Genomic DNA, 18,410 nt, shown 5'->3' with positions numbered 1-18,410 from the left:
ATGGCATCACTCACCCTCGATAAAGTTCGCAAGGCTTTTGGCCCTGTTGAAGTTCTCAAGGAAATCAATCTGGCAATCGAAGACGGCGAGTTTCTTGTTCTCGTTGGTCCGTCAGGTTGCGGTAAATCGACCCTTCTGAACCTGATTGCGGGTTTGGAAACATCCTCGGGCGGGGAAATCCGCATTGGCGATCGCGTCATCAATGACGTACATCCCAAAGACCGGAACATCGCCATGGTGTTCCAGTCTTATGCGCTTTATCCCAACATGACCGTGCGCAAGAACATCACCTTTGGTCTGGAAATCCGCGGCGTCTCAAACGCGGAACGCGACAAGGCAGTTGACGAGGTTGCAAAGCTTTTGCAGATCGAACCCCTGCTTGATCGCAAACCAGCCCAGCTTTCTGGTGGTCAGCGTCAACGTGTTGCCATGGGCCGTGCGCTTGTGCGCGATCCAGACATCTTCTTGTTTGACGAACCGCTGTCAAACCTTGATGCCAAGTTGCGCGTTGATATGCGCACCGAGATCAAGAAACTGCACCAGCGTCTTGGATCGACAATCGTTTACGTCACCCATGATCAGATCGAAGCCATGACCTTGGCATCGCGGATCGCGGTGATGAAAGGCGGTATCCTTCAGCAGTTCGATACCCCGCAAAACATCTATGAACGCCCCAACAACATGTTTGTTGCCGGCTTCATCGGGTCACCATCAATGAACTTCATTGATGCGACGCTGACCGAACAAAACGGTCAGTTGGCGGTGTCTATCGAACGTCCTGGCAGCCCGATCACCCTTCCGCTGTTTGAAGCACCGGAAAGCTATAAGGCATATGCGGGCAAAAAGGTTGTCTTTGGCATCCGTCCAGAGGGCCTGACGCATAAACGCAGCAGTTCCGAACAGAACGGCAGCCAGTATGTCAATTTCGATAGCAAGGTTGAAGTGATCGAACCAACAGGTGCCGACACCATGACCGTGATTGAAATTGGCGGCAAAGAAATCGTCGCCCGCGTCCGTCCGGACCGCGCACCAACACCGGGCGAGAGCATGACGTTCTCGGCCGACATGTCTCAGATCAGCTTGTTTGACCCGGAAACCGAGTTACGCATCTGATCTGACTGGCGGGTGGTTCTGGGGGCCACCCGCCCATCTTTTTCTAAAGAACCATCAAAAAAGCGGCCCTGATTTCGGGCCGCTTTTTTTGTCTCTATTCCTCGCCCGTCATACTTTGACCCGTCACGCTTCACCCGTCGTAACCCGGCGCGGCAACGATATGATCACTTCAAGGCCCCTGCCCGGCATATTTCGAAGGGTAATATTGCCGTCATGGGCATCGATCACGGTTTTCACAATCGACAGGCCAAGGCCACTGCCGCCCGTTGTGCGCGCACGCGATCCTTCGACGCGGTAAAACGGCAAAAACACCTTGTCTTGGTGCTCGTCAGGGATGCCTGGCCCGTCATCACGGATGGTCACCAGAACATTGTCAGCTGTTGCATCCAGACTGACATTTGCCCGGTGGCCGTATTTCAATGCGTTTTCAATCAGGTTGGTAAAGGCACGCTTTAACGTCCCAGGACGGCATGACAACCGAATGCTGCGTTTGCCATCAAAGGAATGCGGTGCATCCCCGCCGCCAAAAACCGTATGCACGGAACTAAATTGCAACGGTTGCGGACCATCAAACGCCACCGGACGCCCCAGATCGGCATAATCATCACAGATGGCTTCCAGCACGGAAACGAAATCGACAGTGCGTTCTTCTTCCTTGGCAATCCAGTCACCCAGGAAATCAAGCGCGTCGCTTAACAGGCTGTCCATTTCATCAAGATCGCGCAGCACGGTTTCACGCAATTCATCATTTTCAATGAACTCCGCGCGCAGGCGCAGGCGCGTACTGGGTGTGCGCAAATCATGGGAAATTGCCGCTAACATCCGGGTTCTATCGCCCAGCATCCGCGATATCCGTTCACGCAGATCGTTATAAGCTGCCGCCATCGACCTTGCCTCGGTCGGGCCGCGTTCTTCGACCGGTGGCCCACCGACTTCGTCACCTTGATTAATGATCGCACGTGTCAGGTTCTTAAACGGTCCAGCCATCAAGTCCGCCAGCGCGGCAAACACCGCCAGAACAGCTGCCACCCCCATCAAGAACATCAAAAACACCAGTGATGGCGATGAATAATGCGCCCATAATTCATCATGGCTGACCAAAACCCGTTTGCCCGACGGCATCAGGATTTCGATCTGCGCTTCCAGGCCGACACGGGCGATTTCACGCGACAGCTCAGCGAAAAACAGGCTGGGATTTTCTGTGGCCTCGATCTTTGCACGCTGCGCGGAACTAAGCTTTCCGCGTTGAAAATGGACTTTAACCGATATCGGCCACCCCGTATTTGAAAGCCGTGCGGGCAAGGCGATATGTTGGGCGGGCCGCGAAAACAAAAGCAATCCGCCAACATCATCTTTTGGCAAAATGCGAAGCACCATGCCATCGCGCGCAGCGATATCGACAATGTCTGCTTCAAATTCGGGATTTTCGGCAATGCGAAGCAATTCGCGGATGGTAAAGCCCAATGTATAGGCGCGACTGATCCGCTCATCACGTTCAATCACGTAATAGGATGCCATTGCACTTAGGGTGGCGATGATCACCCCACCAAGCATCATCAGCATAAAGATGCGCCCGCCAAGGGTGCGCGGTTTATAGCGACGAAGGTAGTTTTTAAAGTCTGCGAACATTGCGCGCATCAGACGCTACAGCGTTTGGGTATCAGCACAGAACTGATACCCGATACCGCGTACCGTTTTGATCAGCTTGGGATTTTTGGCATCTTTTTCGATTTTGCGGCGCAGACGGCTGATTTGGATATCAATGCTGCGATCAAACGGCAACGAGCTTTGACCGCGCACGATATCCACCAGTTGCTCACGCGATAAGGCGCGCTTGTTGTTTTTCACCAAGGCGCGTAACAGCGAAAATTCACCGGTCGAAAGATGTACCGCAACGTTATCAGCATCGCGCAATTCACGCGATCCGATATCCAACGTCCAGTCGCCAAACACAATCCGCTGGGTTGGCGTGACTTCGTTATCAACCGGCCCCACCGTGCCGGTTTCAAACCGTCGGAAAACAGCCCGGATACGGGCCAGTAATTCACGCGGATTAAATGGCTTGGTCAGATAATCATCCGCGCCCAGTTCAAGGCCAAGAATACGGTCGGTATCCTCGCCAACCGCGGTCAGCATAACAATCGGTACTTTGGATGTGCGACGCACGTCACGGCACAATGCAAAGCCGTCTTCGCCTGGCAGCATGATATCAAGGATCACAAGATCGATTTTCCAGTCGCGCAAAGCCCGGTGCATTTCATTGCCATCAGACACCGTGGTGATGCGAAAGCCATGCTGCAGCAGGAACTTTTTCAAAAGCTTCTGGATTTCCTGATCATCATCAACAACCAGAATATGCGGTTCACGTCGTGTCGTCAGCGTCCCTACCTCCCAATAGCAGACAGGCCCGATAGGACCGTCGCGGGAGTTTAGTCTATAATGCCAACGGTTTGAACCATTTTACTCTTTGTAACAAACAAAAGAAAAAGCCGGGGGTTTCCCGGCTTTCTCCATTGAAATTCAAATACTTCGCATTGCGCGATTTTATCTCTTATTTCAGGTCATAAACCTTTGTGCTGCCCGATACTTCGGACGCCACCACCAACATCGCATTTCCAGTCGGGCTATCTTTGGCCGAAATGAACTGGAAACCTTCGGGCGCCAACTCGCCAGCGGTATCGCCCTCTGGGCTGCCCGAGAAACGACGATCGCTGTGATAGGTCACAAACTTGGGATTAACCGGGTTGGTCAGGTCATAAACCATAAAGCCACCCTGACGTTCCAGACCGATAAAGGCATATGGCGTGCCGTTGACATACCCTGATGCAATGCCTTCTGGCTCAGGGCCTTTGTCGTCGGATCGGTTATCGCGGCTGTAATTTTCGGTATCGGTTGAATTAAATACATTGGCGTAATTGGCCGCCATGTACTGCTCAAACGCATCGCCGCTGTCAAAGACCATCTCGCCCACGGCATCAAGGACCGAGAACGACCGCGCGCCAAAGCTGTAAATCACATCAACATCGCCATCACCGTCGGTGTCGCCCTGTGCAGTTGTGGTCTTCAACCGGCCAAGATTTTCATCTTTCTGAAGGCTAAGCGCATTGGGAAACGCCACTGGATCAAGCGTCAGCTTTCCAACGCGGGTTTCCTCGCTATAGCCGTCGTAATCGCGTGAATCCCCTTCGTTGGCGATCAGAACCCACGTTTTGCCGTCAATATCGATGGTATCGATGCTGTCTGGCATATACATGCCCATGACCGGCCACGTGCGGATATTGACCTTGCCATCTTTGTCGCTGGCATCAAATGCATGGACCGAATGGTCCTTAAAGCCAAGACCCGCGATCCGCTTTACCGCGCCCGATGCGATATCAATAATCGCAACCGCATTGTTTTCCTGAAGCGAGACATAAGCCGTTTTGCTGTCTTTGGAAACCGCGATGTATTCCGGCTCAATATCTTGGGCAACGCTGGACGTGCCGGGATTGGATGTCCGCATTCCGTAAGGCAATGCCACATCGTTCAGGAATTTGAAATCGACTGTACGCACGTTTTCTGCGGTTAATTTATGAACGCCACCGGCCAGCGAAATGATCGAAACGCTGCCTTCTGGATCGTTGGTAAAGGCGTCATTTGGCTCCCCCTCATTGGCAACCAAAACATGTTCGCCGTCAGGGGTGAATTTAATCATGTCGGGCAATGCGCCCACCACAACTGCCGAAATCAAGTTACCATCTGTGTTGAAAAACACGGCCAGTCCCGGCGCCTGTTTGTCTTTGTTTTCAACCGCAACCGCAACCACGCCGTCCTTAACCGCAACACTGTTGGCACCCTTGCCCCACGGGCCCATCGCGATTGCACCGACCTTGGTCAGGCCATTGGGATCTGACATATCAAGAATATCAATTGATTTGTCTGCACCATTGACCACGAAAAGACGTTTCGACACCGGGTCAAACGCCGGAATTTCAGCCGCACTTTCATCCAGTTTCCCGGTGCGATATTCGCCCATTGGAACGATGTTCAATGGATGCGGCCCCGCATTCACGACATCGTTTGACGTCATCTCTTCCTGTGGTGTTGTCGCCGCACAGGCCGTTAGCAAAACCGAAAGTGCCGCAGATGCCAAAAGTGAAGAACGCATAATTTCCCCTAAATCATTATATTTAACAATGCCGACAACCTGCTGGTTTTTCGTGACAATTTCATGACGCACGAATGACAATTACATAATTATCTTTTCGGCAAGACTGCTCCAATCGGCTTTAGCGCGCGTACCAAAAGCTACACCATTTATTTGTCCGCCCCAACCAAACAGGATCAGTTTCATGCCCCAGATCAAAATTGCTGTCATCGGCGCGGGAATGGCCGGATTAAAAGCCGCCAGCACACTGCATCAGGTCGGGATGGAGGTAACTGTTTTTGAAAAAAGCCGTGGTCTTGGTGGCCGGTTGGCATCGCGCCGCACGGACTTTGGTCATTTTAACCATGGGGCGCAATATGTCACGGCGCGCAATCCGGGATTTGACGCATATCTGCAACAAGCAACCGAACATAAATCGGCGCGCAACTGGCGGCCCAACCTTCATCGCGGCGCCCCGGAAAACGGGATAATCACCCCTGCCCGGGATAATGCTGCCCCCCAAACACAATTGGAACAAACCGCACACACCAGCACCGAAGGCAATCTTGCGATCGATCACTGGTTTCAGGGCGCACCACAGATGAATAAATTGATCCATCCGCTATTGGCATCCTTTGATATCAAAAAGCAGCACCGCATCACGGAAATTGAACCATCAGGCCCACGTCACTTTATGCTGCATGATGATCTTGAAGGAACGTTTGGTCCGTTTGATGGGGTGATCGTTTCGTCCCCGGCACCACAAACATATGATCTTTTGCATCCGCTGAGCGCGCGATTTGATCCGATTGCCGATGTGGTTATGGCGCCATGTTGGGCGGTCATGGTCGCGTTTGAGCAACCCTTGCCAACCGCATTTGATGCCATGCTCTATCCATCGCCGGAAATCAGTTGGGCCGCACGCAGCAGCCAACATGACGATGCCTTTCACACCCGAACACCAGATCCGTGGGTGCTTCATGCCACACCGCAATGGTCGCGTGACCACCTTGAAGACGACAAGGATCAGGTGATTGAAAAACTGCTGGCAGCTCTTCGTACCGCAAGTGGCGTCAAACTGCCTGAATTGCATAGTGTGAACGCCCACCGCTGGCGCTATGCCCGCACCGAAGTCCCGCTTGGCAAAAGCTATCTGAGTGGGATGAATGGCCGGGTGATTGCCGCGGGTGACTGGTGTCTTGGCGCACGGGTTGAAACAGCGTGGCGCAGTGGCCAAACCGCCGCCCATGCCCTGATGGAAACGCTGATCGGCTAAGCGCAAATCGCCAAAAGCAACTCGGACAACCAAGGTCAGAGTCTCATGCCACGCAATGCAAATGGCCCGCAAACCAAAAAGGCAGACCTTCCGCACAAGGTCTGCCCGGTCTGTAACCGACCATTTTCATGGCGTCGGAAATGGCACAATTGCTGGGACACGGTTCGCTATTGCTCAGATAGATGCCGCAACAACAGCAAACAAAAAGTGCGGCACACGCCATCGCACACGCCGCACTTTTAAGAAATCACTTTAACCTCGCTGCACCTTAACCCCGAAGGGAAGACAACCGCTTAATCAGGCCTGCAGTTGATGCATCGCGTGAAGCAGCATCTTCTGTGCCCTGCACCATCGGCAGCAGTTCCTTGGCCAATTGTTTGCCAAGTTCAACGCCCCACTGGTCATAGGAATTCACATTCCAGATGATGCCCTGAACAAAGATTTTATGTTCATACATCGCCACCAATCGGCCAAGCGTGAAGGGATCAAGCTGCTTATACAGGATCATGGTGCTTGGCTTATTACCGGCAAAGACCTTTTGCGGCGCAAGAACATCAATCTCGGCCGGGGAAAGGTCACCACCAGCCAGTTCTTCGCGGACTTCATCCTCGGTCTTGCCCCGCATCAGGGCTTCGGCCTGGGCAAAGCAGTTGGTAACCAACTTTTCGTGGTGGTTTGACAACGGATGCAGCGCATTCGCCGCGACCAAGAAATCAACCGGGATCAGTTCCGTGCCCTGATGGATCAGCTGATAAAATGCATGCTGACCGTTCGTGCCCGGTTCGCCCCAAATGATTGGGCCGGTTTCATAGGCAATCGGTTGACCATCGCGGGTGACCGATTTGCCGTTACTTTCCATATCTGCTTGCTGCAAATAAGCCGGCAAACGCGAAAGATGCTGATCATAGGGCAAGATTGCCTGACTTGATGCGCCCAATACATTGCGATACCACACCCCAATCAGGGCCAAGATCACTGGAATATTGGTTTCAAGCGGGGCTGTTCTAAAGTGGGTATCCATCGACTGCGCACCGCGCAGCAATTCTTCAAACTTGTCATATCCAACAGCAAGAATGATCGGCAGCCCAATCGCTGACCACAGGCTATAGCGCCCACCAACCCAGTCCCAGAAACCAAACGCATTGTCGGTATCGATCCCAAATGCCGCGACCTTATCAAGGGCGGTTGAAACCGCGACAAAGTGCTTGGCGACTGCCGCCTCATCCCCAAGTGCCTTGATCAGCCAATCACGCGCGGAATAAGCATTGGTCAGGGTTTCATCGGTGGTGAAGGTTTTCGATGCAATAATGAAAAGCGTCGTTTCCGCATCAAGGTCTTTGAGCGTATCGACAATATGCGCGCCGTCAACGTTCGATACAAAATGGCAGCGAATGCCCTCCACGTGATAGGGACGCAGGGCTTCATTGACCATCACCGGGCCAAGGTCCGATCCGCCAATCCCGATATTAACCACATCGGTGATTTTCTTGCCGGTATGGCCCTTCCATGCGCCGGAATGAACGCGGGTTGCGAAATCCTTTAACCGGGCCAGAACGCCTTTGACGTCAGGCATGACATCAACGCCATCCACCATAACCGGACCGCCATCCAGTTTACGCAAAGCGGTATGAAGCACAGCGCGGTTTTCGGTAACGTTGATCCGATCCCCGGCAAACATCCGGTCACGCCAGGATTCAACCTCCGCCGCCTTTGCCAGATCGACAAGGGCCGCCATCACGTCATCCGTAATCAGGTTTTTTGAATAATCGACAAACAGATCATTCAGTGCCGCGCTGTACCGGTCAAACCGATCAGTATCATCGACAAATGCCTTACGCAGGTTCAGGTTTTCAGAAACTTCCGCACCCAGATGATCAAGTTTTTCCCAAGTAACGGTCAGTTTTTCTGCGGACATCGCACCCTCGCCAAATTCAAATTAAGTCACAACAAAACATCATGCCAATCAGGTTAGCATGTGCTCAAACCATGTGGGAAAGTTTAGGCAAAATTATGTGGCGGCGATGGGGCCGCCGCCACGTCCTGATGGATATTTTTTTCTAGTGTTCGGAAAGAAACGCTACGACCTCTTTTTCGGTCGGAAGCGCGTTGATCGCACCGCGTTTGGTCGCGGTAATCGCGCCCACCGCATTGGCAAAGGCACATGCGCTGCGAAGCTTTTCTTCTGATCCCAGCAAGGCCGGGTCTTTTAACAACCGCGACAGGAATCCCGCCGTGCAGCCATCCCCTGCCCCAGTCGCATCAACAGCGGTGATTTTGTACGACGGAACAAAGCCATCAAATTCCGGCGTGATGAACCGCGATCCTTTGGGACCATATGTCACAATAAGCGCACGCCATTGATCCGACCACAGGTCGCGAATGCCTTCTTCAAGGTCATCCTTGCCCGACACGAAAATGATTTCCTCGTCCGACATTTTAACGACATCGGCCTGACGGATCGCAAGGCGCAAGATTTCACGTGCTTTTTCTTCGCTTGGCCACAGCGGCAAGCGCAAGTTCGGATCACAGGAAATAATCGCACCGTTTTCGCGCGCAATCCGGATCGCCTCAAGCGTCGCGGCACGCGGATCATCATCAATCATGCAAAGCGTTCCGTAATGGAACAAATCCGCAGATTTCAGCATATCCTGATCAAGATCGGCGGGACACAACAGCATGTCCGCCGACGGGCTGCGATAAAACGAAAATTCACGTTCCCCATCAGCACGCAACGACACAAATGCAAGCCCGGTCAACGCTTCCTTGGTCAGGACGATACCGGATGTATCAACATCGGCACCTTTAAGGGTATCGACCAGAAAATGACCAAAGGCGTCATCGCCCAACTTACCGATAAACCCGGTTTCAATGCCAAGTCGCTGCAATCCCACCGCCGCATTGCCCGGTGCCCCGCCTGCCGCCTTGGCAAATGCCGGCGCATCAGCAAGACCGGTTCCGGTCACAGTCGGTACAAAATCGATCAGAAGTTCCCCAAGGCAAACAGCTTTTGCCGTCATCGCATTTCTCCGTTTTTATCACCCGGACAACGCCCGGGATCGTATCATTTGCTGTGGGACGCACCGCTTTTAAATCGATTCAATTGATCACGCAAAGGAATTAGGGACGTCTTGGGAAACGCCCCTGCTTCCTAGCTGTCAAAAGACGGCATTTTATCGCCTTAGACCGCCCAACCTTGATCAACTTCGCGGCCCCGACCAAGTGACCGCATCCATTCATCAAACGTCGGATCGCGATCAAGCTGTGCGCGGTAATGACGATGCAGGGCTGCAACCAATCGACCATTGCGTTTCAGCAAATCATCGGCATAACCGATCATGCGTGAATTCGGCCACGCAATCGACCGAATGCTCCGAAGTCGGTTAAACAGGCTGTCTTCGTCAAGGTCAGGCTGTGCTTGCGCCATCAAGATCAGCATCGCCGCGGTCGAGCGCGAAACCCCCATATGACAATGGACAAGCAAATGGCCGGTTGACCGCTGATCGACGGTGCTTTTCAAGCCTTCACCAAAGCGCAAAATTTCTTCGACCGTTTCTGGCGTTGGCGCAACCATGTCAGGTTTGTCATCAATGACATCGTGAAACCGCAGCAAGGTGCGTTCATGTGGGCTGTAAAACGTAAAAACATCGGGATCATCACGATCCGGATCAATCATGGACAACACATGGGAAACCGCATTGCTACGATGGGTCGGCAGCTCGTCAATGCCGCAAATTGTCAGCATAGAAATTGCGATATCTTTCATGTCATCCTCCTTGATTTATTTTGTCGTTATAAGACCACAGCATTTTGAAAAAACAAGGGCCGGTTTCATTTAATGAAACCGGCCCTGATCGCTAAACACCTATGGCAAAAGATTATTTGCGGTTCGCAGCATGGATATTCAACATTTCCCACGCCATCGTCGCACCCGCCAGTGATGTAATATCCGAAACATCATAAGGCGGGGAAACTTCCACAACGTCACTGCCGATCAGGTTGATATTCCCGGCAAGCCCGCGCAGGATCGACACTGCCTGATGGCTGGTCAACCCGCCCAACACCGGCGTTCCGGTGCCCGGCGCATAGCACGGATCAAGACCATCAATGTCAAAGGTAATGTAAGCCGGACGATCGCCGACCGTTTCCTTGATTTTCGCAACAATGGCATCAATCGACATTGCCTGCACATCCGGGCCATACAGGATGTTAAATCCATGCGTTGACTCATTGTGGGTGCGAATACCGACCTGAATGGATTTTGACGGATCGACAATGCCCTTTTGGGCCGCATGCCAGAACATCGTACCATGATCGATGCGATCACCGTCGTCTTCCCATGTATCGGAATGGGCATCAAACTGGATCAGCGAAATGCCATCGCCATACTTTTCAGCATGGGCTTTAAGCACCGGATAGGTGATGAAGTGATCCCCACCGATGGTCAGCATTTTGGCACCTGATTGAACAATATCGCGTGCGTGATCTTCGATCATCTCAGGCAGTTTTTCCGGGTGGCCCGGGTCAATGACCATATCGCCGTAATCAATCACAGCCAATTCGGCAAAGATATCGCGACCAGACGGAAAGTGCGGTGCCCATGCCAAATTGGCCGATGCACGGCGCACCCCTTGCGGGCCAAGACGCGTGCCCGGTCGGCTTGAGGTCGCCAGGTCATAGGGAATACCGGTCACGGCCACATCAATGCCCGCCAAATCGCGCGAATATTTACGGCGCATAAATGACAATGCGCCGGAATACATCGGCTCGCTGGTGTTTTGATGCACGGACTTTGCCGTAAAGGCGTTATCGCCGCCCTTGGTATCAATCACGCCGGTACTGCTCATGTTTCATTCCTTATCTTTGAATGACGGTTCGGATCGCAATCCAGAACCCAAATCCAATTACGCGTCGCCAAGGGCAATCCACGTTGATTTGATTTCACAATATTTATCAAGTGCATGCAACGAACGGTCACGCCCCGTCCCCGATTGCTTGTACCCGCCAAACGGCATGGTGATGGAACCACCGTCCCAGCAATTGACCCAAACCAGACCAGAACGCAGTTTTTTCGCGGTCAGATGCGCCTTATTGATGTCACGAGTCCAAACAGCCGCGGCCAAACCAAACGGGGTGTCGTTTGCCGTCTGCACGGCTTCTTTCCAATCTTTTACCGAGATCACCGACAGAACCGGGCCAAAGATTTCTTCCTTGGCGATGGTCATGTCGTTCTTGATCCCGTCAAAGACGGTCGGTTCGACATAATACCCACCGGTTTCAGTCCGCGCGCGTTTACCACCGGTGCGCAGAACGCCACCTTCGGACGATCCTTTTTCGATATAGCCCAGAACGCGGTTCATCTGACTTTCGTCAACAATCGCGCCCATTTCGGTTTTCGGATCCAGCGGATCGCCCGGCTGCATTTTCGCCCCCGCCGCGATGACTTTTTCGATCAATTCGTCTTTGATGCTTTCTTCAACAATCAGGCGCGAACCCGCTGTGCAAACTTCACCCTGATTATAGAAAATACCACCCGCAGCCGCCGCGGCCGCTGCATCCAAATCCGGGCAATCGGCAAGAACGATATTTGGGCTTTTGCCCCCACATTCCAGCCACACACGTTTCATGTTCGACTGACCGGAATACTGCAAGAACAGCTTTCCGACTTCGCCAGAACCGGTAAAGGTCACGCAATCCACATCTTCATGCAGGCCAAGTGCCTTACCCGCCGTTGGACCAAAGCCCGGAATAACGTTCAATACGCCTTCTGGAATGCCAGCCTCGACTGCGATTTCCGCAACACGAAGGGCGGTCAGCGGCGATTGTTCTGCTGGTTTCAGAATGATGGAATTGCCCATTGCCAAGGCCGGGCCAAGTTTCCAAACCGCCATCATCAGCGGGAAGTTCCATGGCACAACAGCCGCGACAACGCCAAGCGGCTCACGCGTAATCATGCCAATCGCGTTGCTTTCACCCGGCGAAATTTCGTCATACACCTTATCAATCGCCTCGGCGTACCAGCGAATGCATTTATACGAAAGCGGCAAGTCATCACGCGAGGCAAGCGTAATCGGCTTGCCCATATCAAGGCTTTCAAGCAACGCCAATTCCGGGGCGTTCTTCTCCAGCAGATCAGCGAAATGAAGCAAGATTGCCTTGCGCTTTGCCGGGGCGGCTTCGGACCAGCTGCCTTTTTCGAAAACCGCACGTGCTGATGCAACCGCGCGATTGACGTCTTCGACATCACATTCGGCAACCTTGGTCAGGACCGAACCATCACGCGGGCTGATGCAATCAAACGTTTTGCCCGATGCAGCATCGACATAGGCACCATTAATGAACGCCTTGTTACGAATATCAAGGCTGGCAGCCTGTGCAGTCAATTGTTCAAAATTCAACGGATTGGTCATCGGAAATCTCCTGACGGATGGCGCTTTTCGGCCTTGTTCAAGTTCTGAAAGGATCGACGCGTAATTTGCCGGTTTTATGGCAGCCTAATAAGATGGGGGTGTGGCGGCACTAACCACTTCACATTCCCCATCACCGACATTTCGGAAACGGTGCGGTATTTCGGCGTTGAAATAATACGCATCCCCGGGGCCAAGAATTTTGACCCGTTCCCCGACGGTCACTTCAAGTTTGCCGCGCACGACGACACCGGCTTCTTCGCCCTTTTGGACGATCAATTTATCACCCGTGTCACCGCCTGCCGGATAGGTTTCATGCAAAACGCGCAAATTACGGTCCTTGCGCGTTGCCCCGACAAGACGCATTGACATGGTCCCGTCGGACAGTTCGACAAGGTCATCCTTGTCAAAGAAGATTTCTTCACCGGTATCAAGATCAACGGTGAAGAAATCAATCAGGGTCATGGGGATACCTGCCAGCACCTTTGCCAGACTATCGACTGACGGGCTGACGCGGTTTTGTTCGATCGTTGAAATCGTGCTGTTGGTGACACCGGCACGACGGGCCAATTCGCGCTGCGACAGCCCGTACATGCTGCGTACAGCTTTTAACCGATCCCCTACCTTTTGAGACATTCCTGTTCTTTTCCCTATGGACGCTTTTTATCGTTTGTATGTGCGTTTAGACCGCATCAAGGTACCAGCGATATTCAAGCTGGGTCACCTCAGAGAAAAACTCGTCATATTCAGCACGACGGCAAATATCGAATACTTCGACAAAGCGTTCGCCGAGATATTCTTTGACAATGTCACCATCAACAAAGCGATCAAGAGCCGAAATCATGCTGCGCGGAACGATTTTACCGCCATGCTGCTCATAGCCATTGCCAACCGTTGGTTCGCCCGGATCAATCTTGTTTTTCATGCCGTGATGCACACCAGCCAATACACACGCCAAAACCAGATACGGGTTGGCATCCGCACCAGACACACGGTGTTCAACACGTGCGGCCTTTGGGCTTCCGGCCGGGATACGCAGGGCAACCGTACGGTTATTCAAACCCCAGTTCGGCGACATCGGCGCATAGGCCTTGTTTTGGAACCGGCGGAATGAATTCGGGTTCGGGGCAAAGATCGCCATGCTTTCAAACATCGCTTCCTGAAGGCCACCGATGGCAAAGCGCAGATTATCTGACACTTCTTCATCGCCCTTGGGCGACATAACATTGTTGCCGTCATCATCGCGCAAACTGACATGGACGTGCAAACCATTGCCCGCCTGATCGGAATACGGCTTTGCCATAAAGGTCGCGGTCACACCGTGATCCCACGAAATACCCTTCACCACGCGCTTAAGCTGCATGGCGTGGTCAGCCGCCATCATCGGGTCACTGACATGCCCAAGATTGATTTCGAATTGTCCGGGGCCGGCTTCGGCAACAATGGTGTCAGCGGGGATACCTTGGCGATTTAACTCGGCAACCGCGTCATGAAGAACCCGTTCGAAATCTTCGATCTGTTGCAGGCCATAAACTTGCACCCCATCGGATGCAATCCCGCCACCAAGCGGCTGCGGCGGCAATGGTGCCGCGGTTTCCGTGTTCTGGTCGGCAAGATAGAATTCAAGTTCCAAGGCAACGGTTGGATACAGACCATCTGCGGCCATCCGATCAACAACCGCCTGCAAAACATTGCGCGGATCGGCAAAGAACGGAGTACCATCAAGGTTATACAGGCTCATCATCACCTGCGCCAATGGCAGTTCGCCATATGGAACGCGGCACAAGGTACCTGGGATCGGCTTTGCGACATTGTCCTGATCACCACTGGACCACAGAACGCCCGTTCCTTCCGGGTTATCACCGGTAATATCAACAAGGCACACAGAGCCCGGCAGATTGATGCCTTCGTGGAAGCTTTTAAGGAATTTTTGCTTGCTGATTCGCTTGCCACGGAACACGCCGTTAACGTCAGGAATTAGCAGTTCAATAAGTTCAATATCCGAATTTTCTTCAAAGAATCGTTGGGCATCTGCCCTACTGTCTTCGACGAACGACTTGTTCATCGTCTTATACTCCCAGAAAAGGCCTCGTATCACAGGGTTTATCCCCTGAAGTCCGGGCTTACGCACATATTTGCAACGTATGATCCGATGAATGCAGCGTCTGACAGCAAAGCAGCAGAAAGGTATTTTTCTTTCAGCACCTTAGACCGACATAACGCGCACAAACGGCGGCAAACGTAGAAACACATATATGGGTAAGTCCATCCCAATGCGCATCGTGCCGTGCCCGAATGCCTCGGTCAAGCCCATTCGTTCGATATATCGTGCAAATCACGCAGCGCACAATAAAATACGATCCGAAAAGATCCCCGGTCACCATTTCGGCCACAACAACCACCCCATAACAAAAAACACCTTATTTCGATGCGGGAAATTGTCGGAAATTTCCTCTTGCAAAGGTGTTCAAAAAAACGAACACTGATGGCATATGTTCAACATATCGCACAAAACCGGCTTGTTAAGCTGTCAGGAGAGACCATGAATAACTTTGATAAAACCGCCTATTGGCAGGATATGGATCAGGCGCACCACATTCATCCGTTCACCGATACGGCGGATCTGAATAATCGTGGTACCCGCGTCATCACCAAAGCCGAAGGTGTCTTTATCGAAGACTCCACCGGTAAAAAGTATCTTGATGGCATGGCCGGTCTGTGGTGCGTAAATATCGGGTATGGCCGCAAAGAACTTGCAGATGCCGCCTATGCCCAGATGCAAGAACTGCCCTACTACAATAACTTCTTCCAGTGTGCGAACACCCCCGCGATTGAGCTTTCCAAAGTTCTTGCGGAAATCACGCCCGATGGCCTTAACCACGTCTTTTATGCCAATTCCGGGTCCGAAGCGAACGACACGGTTGTGCGCATGGTCCGCCAATATTGGGCCCTAAAAGGCAAACCAGAACGCAGTGTCATTATCAGCCGTAAAAACGCCTATCACGGATCGACCGTTGCCGGTGCGACCCTTGGCGGGATGTCGGGCATGCACGCGCAAGGTGGCCCGATGCTGCCAGACGTTGTTCATATCGATCAGCCATATTGGTACGGCGAAGGTGGCGACCACACCCCCGAAGAATTCGGCCTGATGGTGGCCCGCAAGCTTGAAGAAAAAATCGAAGAACTCGGTGCCGACCGCGTTGGTGCCTTCATCGGGGAACCAATCCAGGGTGCGGGTGGTGTGATCATTCCGCCGTCAACCTATTGGCCGGAAATTCAGCGTATCTGCAAAAAATACGATCTTTTGCTGATCGCTGACGAAGTCATTTGCGGCTTTGGCCGGACAGGCAATTGGTTTGGCTCAGAAACCCTTGATATCAAACCTGACCTGATGCCAATGGCAAAGGGAATGTCTTCGGGTTATCTGCCGATTTCGGCTGTCATGGTTGGGGATCGCGTTGCTGACGTTTTGATCAATGAATGTGGTGAATTCACCCACGGCTTTACTTATTCCGGCCACCCGGCATCGGCCGCCGTCGCCTTGGAAAACATTCGCATTATGCGCGATGAAAAAATGGTCGAGCGTGTGCGTGATGACATTGGCCCATATTTCGCCAAGCAGCTTAAAACCCTTGAAGACCATCCGTTGGTCGGCGCGGTTGAGGTTGTTGGCCTTATTGCTGGCATGCCGCTTGTCGATGACAAGAAAACCCGCAAACCGTTTGAAAAACCCGGCACCGTTGGCACCATGTGCCGCGATGCCTGTGTTGAAAACGGCGTGATTTCGCGGGCATGTGGCGACCGTATGGTTCTTTCCCCGCCGCTTTGCATCACGCGTGACGAAATTGACGAGCTAGTCAAACGTCTGCGGGCGTCACTTGATGATACCGCCAAGAAAATTGGCAAAATGTGATCACCATTTGATTGCAATGGCTTAACGAAATACCCGGCATGACATATCATCGCCGGGTATTTTTTAATTGCACCAGCCTAACAAACCTATGCCGCGCGCCGTATCCGTCACCGTATCGCCGCGCTGTTTTCGCCCCGCCCTTGGTCCCTTGCCAAACGAGTAGCCCATGCTTAAACGCATCTATCAGCCCGCCGCCTATCAAACCGACAGCCTGCCTGACAGCTATTGGGTCGAAAGTACAGGCCCCCTGCCCGCCTGCGAACGCCTTGCGAGGGACAGTGTGCATAAAACCGACATCGCGATTATTGGTGGCGGCTATTGCGGGTTGTCTGCCGCGCTGGAACTGGCCGAAAACGGCGCACAGGTATCTGTGTTTGATGCCGGGCGCAGCGGCTGGGGCGCATCCGGGCGTAATGGCGGTTTTTGCTGCATCGGTGGCAGTGGCAAAAGCTATTTTGATCTAGCCAAAAAATTTGGTGACGACGCGGTCAAACAATTTGCCCGCCAAGAATGCGAGGCGATTGATCTTGTTGATCAACGTTTGACCGACTGGAACATTGATGCCGACCGCCATTCCAACGGCGAAGTGGTGCTGGCCCACAAACAAAGCCGCATTGCCGAACTTCATGAAGAAGCCAAAGAGTTTGCACACTTTACCGATGTTCAGACCGAATTTCTGGACCGTGATGCCCTTAAAGAACGCGGGTTGAATGCGGCTGAAACCTATGGCGGGCTACATGTAAAGGCCGGGTTTGGCATCAACCCGATGAAATATCTGGCGGGTCTGCATGAACAATGTATCCGGGCTGGTGTTCGGATATTCGAACAGGCCAAAATCGACCGATTTGACGAAACCACGGGCAAATACACGCTTTATGCGGGCACGGCACAGATCGAAGCCAACAAGATCATTATCGCCACCAATGGATACAGCGCGGAAAACCTGCCCGATTGGTTGGGTGGCAAATTGATGCCTGTCTTTTCGGGTATTTTCGTCACCCGCCCCATGAGCAACGATGAACTGGCTGCACAAGGCTGGACCAGCGACTTAATGGCGTATGACAGCCGTATCTTGCTGCATTATTTCCGCAAACTGCCAGATAACCGGTTCCTGTTTGGCGGACGCGGCGGCATCACCGCCACACCCGAGGCGTTTGAGGCCGGCAAACGCGACTTGGCGGCAAATTTTGAACGCATGTTCCCGGCATGGCGCGATATTGAACGTACCCATCACTGGAACGGGCTTGCCTGCCTATCGCAAAGCTGGCGTCCTTATATCGGGCGCGTTCCTGGCCATCACGACGTTTGGACTGCCCTTGCGTGGCACGGCAACGGCGTTGCCTTGGCCAGTCAGGGCGGCAAACTTTTGGCCCAACGGATGTTGGGCACGATTGGTGATGACGATTTGGGGACAGTTCTGGGAACGCCGATGGACAAATTTCCCCTGCCAAGCCTTCGCCGCGCCGCCCGAACGGTTGCCTATCGGTATTACGGATTACATGATCGGTTTGCGTAAAACGCCAAAGTGACATATGTCATATCGGACCGTCACAGCACGCCGTAAACCTGTGGCATTGT

Annotated in this window: 15 protein-coding genes; 5 read left to right on the top strand and 10 right to left on the bottom strand. The window is 52.8% G+C overall.

All coding sequences use genetic code 11. The features are described from left to right. Positions 1 to 1,113 carry an ABC transporter ATP-binding protein gene (locus tag HCZ99_RS10715; RefSeq protein WP_167446973.1) on the top strand — a complete coding sequence of 371 codons (1,113 nt, stop codon included), beginning with the start codon at positions 1 to 3 and terminating at the stop codon, positions 1,111 to 1,113. A 123-nt stretch (positions 1,114 to 1,236) separates the two neighbouring features. Here the strand turns inward: HCZ99_RS10715 and HCZ99_RS10710 are convergent, their stop codons facing one another. The 3 genes from HCZ99_RS10710 to HCZ99_RS10700 all read right to left on the bottom strand — a co-directional run bounded on the left by HCZ99_RS10710 (position 1,237) and on the right by HCZ99_RS10700 (position 5,260). Then, the gene (locus tag HCZ99_RS10710; protein ID WP_254869572.1) at positions 1,237 to 2,742 is read right to left on the bottom strand and encodes a sensor histidine kinase; all 1,506 of its coding nucleotides are present in this window, start codon (positions 2,740 to 2,742) and stop codon (positions 1,237 to 1,239) included. A gap of 15 nt (positions 2,743 to 2,757) precedes the next feature. Beyond that, a complete protein-coding gene (locus tag HCZ99_RS10705) occupies positions 2,758 to 3,492 on the bottom strand; it encodes a response regulator (protein WP_167447521.1) in 735 nt (244 codons plus the stop codon). 172 nt (positions 3,493 to 3,664) lie between these two features. After that, positions 3,665 to 5,260 (bottom strand): choice-of-anchor I family protein, encoded by a 1,596-nt coding sequence (locus HCZ99_RS10700; RefSeq protein WP_167446971.1) that lies wholly within the window; start codon positions 5,258 to 5,260, stop codon positions 3,665 to 3,667. Positions 5,261 to 5,444: 184 nt separating this feature from the next. On the opposite strand from HCZ99_RS10700, the gene HCZ99_RS10695 reads away from it, so the two are divergent. Both HCZ99_RS10695 and HCZ99_RS10690 read left to right on the top strand, forming a co-directional pair. Then, on the top strand, positions 5,445 to 6,515 hold the full coding sequence (locus HCZ99_RS10695) for an NAD(P)/FAD-dependent oxidoreductase (protein WP_167446970.1): 1,071 nt from the start codon (positions 5,445 to 5,447) through the stop codon (positions 6,513 to 6,515). Positions 6,516 to 6,560: 45 nt separating this feature from the next. Next, positions 6,561 to 6,758 (top strand): DUF2256 domain-containing protein, encoded by a 198-nt coding sequence (locus HCZ99_RS10690; RefSeq protein ID WP_167446969.1) that lies wholly within the window; start codon positions 6,561 to 6,563, stop codon positions 6,756 to 6,758. 25 nt (positions 6,759 to 6,783) lie between these two features. Here the strand turns inward: HCZ99_RS10690 and pgi are convergent, their stop codons facing one another. The 7 genes from pgi to HCZ99_RS10655 all read right to left on the bottom strand — a co-directional run bounded on the left by pgi (position 6,784) and on the right by HCZ99_RS10655 (position 14,984). After that, positions 6,784 to 8,430, bottom strand: a complete 1,647-nt coding sequence (gene pgi / locus HCZ99_RS10685; RefSeq protein ID WP_167446968.1) for a glucose-6-phosphate isomerase — start codon at positions 8,428 to 8,430, stop codon at positions 6,784 to 6,786. 142 nt (positions 8,431 to 8,572) lie between these two features. Continuing rightward, the gene (locus HCZ99_RS10680) at positions 8,573 to 9,532 is read right to left on the bottom strand and encodes a PfkB family carbohydrate kinase (protein ID WP_167446967.1); all 960 of its coding nucleotides are present in this window, start codon (positions 9,530 to 9,532) and stop codon (positions 8,573 to 8,575) included. Positions 9,533 to 9,693: 161 nt separating this feature from the next. Beyond that, the gene (locus tag HCZ99_RS10675; protein WP_167446966.1) at positions 9,694 to 10,278 is read right to left on the bottom strand and encodes a tyrosine phosphatase family protein; all 585 of its coding nucleotides are present in this window, start codon (positions 10,276 to 10,278) and stop codon (positions 9,694 to 9,696) included. Positions 10,279 to 10,390: 112 nt separating this feature from the next. After that, positions 10,391 to 11,359 carry an agmatinase gene (gene speB, locus HCZ99_RS10670; RefSeq protein WP_167446965.1) on the bottom strand — a complete coding sequence of 323 codons (969 nt, stop codon included), beginning with the start codon at positions 11,357 to 11,359 and terminating at the stop codon, positions 10,391 to 10,393. A 57-nt stretch (positions 11,360 to 11,416) separates the two neighbouring features. Then, positions 11,417 to 12,922, bottom strand: coding sequence for an aldehyde dehydrogenase (locus HCZ99_RS10665; protein WP_167446964.1), 1,506 nt, complete (start codon positions 12,920 to 12,922; stop codon positions 11,417 to 11,419). Positions 12,923 to 13,006: 84 nt separating this feature from the next. Beyond that, on the bottom strand, positions 13,007 to 13,555 hold the full coding sequence (locus HCZ99_RS10660) for a cupin domain-containing protein (protein WP_167446963.1): 549 nt from the start codon (positions 13,553 to 13,555) through the stop codon (positions 13,007 to 13,009). Between the two features lie 46 nt (positions 13,556 to 13,601). Next, positions 13,602 to 14,984, bottom strand: a complete 1,383-nt coding sequence (locus tag HCZ99_RS10655) for a glutamine synthetase family protein (protein ID WP_167446962.1) — start codon at positions 14,982 to 14,984, stop codon at positions 13,602 to 13,604. Between the two features lie 477 nt (positions 14,985 to 15,461). Between HCZ99_RS10655 and HCZ99_RS10650 the strand changes: the two genes are divergently transcribed. Further along, a complete protein-coding gene (locus HCZ99_RS10650) occupies positions 15,462 to 16,832 on the top strand; it encodes an aspartate aminotransferase family protein (RefSeq protein WP_167446961.1) in 1,371 nt (456 codons plus the stop codon). Between the two features lie 166 nt (positions 16,833 to 16,998). After that, positions 16,999 to 18,348 (top strand): NAD(P)/FAD-dependent oxidoreductase, encoded by a 1,350-nt coding sequence (locus HCZ99_RS10645; protein ID WP_167446960.1) that lies wholly within the window; start codon positions 16,999 to 17,001, stop codon positions 18,346 to 18,348. Positions 18,349 to 18,410: the final 62 nt, after the last annotated feature.

Origin of the sequence: Thalassospira lucentensis (genome assembly GCF_011806425.1) — a bacterium.
Taxonomy (GTDB): Bacteria; Pseudomonadota; Alphaproteobacteria; order Rhodospirillales; family Thalassospiraceae; genus Thalassospira; species Thalassospira lucentensis_B.
This window is presented reverse-complemented; position numbering and strand designations above follow the sequence as displayed.